Raw genomic sequence first — 1,109 nt, 5'->3', positions numbered from 1 at the left:
ATCGCGATAATACCAAGGAGCACATTTGACCGTACTTAAATGTCCTGTAGGGTTTGTAAAAAACTCTTTTACCAAATTAGGCATTGCTTTGCATATATCCGGAAACTCTCTTTTAAAGAAAGAAATCAAGCGGCTATCTGTATTTAACTCAGCAAAACTGTCTCTGCCTTCATTAGCTAAAAATAATGAACCAGTGATAGAATCATCCGGGTTTGGATTGCCCAACAACATAAACGAATCACGAGGCCAAAGATGTAAGTGCTCTCGTGCCATACCCGCAGTGTGGCTTTTACTAATAGAAAGCTCTTTGTATCCATGAGATAAAAACTCACGCTCTGTCTGTACAAGCCCCTCTTGTTTTAAACACTCGCGAATGGAAGAGGCCGCTCCATCAGCCCCAATCAATCGATGATAGGAATACTCGTAAGCACTTCCATCTCTTGCTTCAAAATAGAGCTTTTTATTATGGATATCGACACTAAGAAGTTTCTTCTCAAAATGTAAATGAATCGCGCTAAACTGTTCCGCTTTATTCAGCAGTAAAGCATTTAATTCAGTGCGTGAAATCGCGTTGATGTACTCTTCATCGTGGCGACCAAAAGGTTGGTATTTTACTTCACCATCTACATCATGGATGGCACGAGCTCGCATAGGAACTATAATTTGACTCACTTCATCCATCAGGTTCACCGCATTTAATCCGGTAATTCCTCTACAAGACAAAGCCAGATTTATGGATCGACCATAATCAGTTGGGCTGCGACGCACATCTGTTCTGGATTCAAATACATCAACCTCATAACCTCGCCGTGCTAAAAATAAAGCGCACAGCGTTCCCGCCAGGCCACCGCCTACGATAGTAATATGCTTCATTTTTCTCTCTCACTTGCTTAAAAGAGTCCACCATACACAGGCGTACGAATGCAACATAAAGTATCAGACATGAACTAACCTAAATGTCCCAATCATCGATGAGTTGCAAAGTAGCCGTGCACATTCGATAGTATAAATAGTGCAAGAAACGTACCGTTTTTTCAGGAATCAGGTCATTACATATACACCTGGCTATTTAGTGATGTTTAGTAGCGCATGAAATTAAGATTTTAGAC

At 40.8% G+C, this 1,109-nt stretch carries 1 protein-coding gene; it reads right to left on the bottom strand.

Annotation, left to right across the window (positions count from 1 at the left end):
- Positions 1-873: FAD-dependent monooxygenase (locus tag COW15_RS09790; RefSeq protein WP_293632387.1), on the bottom strand; the 873-nt coding region annotated here is incomplete at its 3' end.
- Positions 874-1,109: the final 236 nt, after the last annotated feature.

Origin of the sequence: Shewanella sp. CG12_big_fil_rev_8_21_14_0_65_47_15 (assembly GCF_002783505.1) — a bacterium.
Classification (GTDB): Bacteria; Pseudomonadota; Gammaproteobacteria; order Enterobacterales; family Shewanellaceae; genus Shewanella.
The sequence above is the reverse complement of the archived record's forward strand: the minus strand, read 5'-3'. Positions and strand labels throughout refer to the sequence as shown.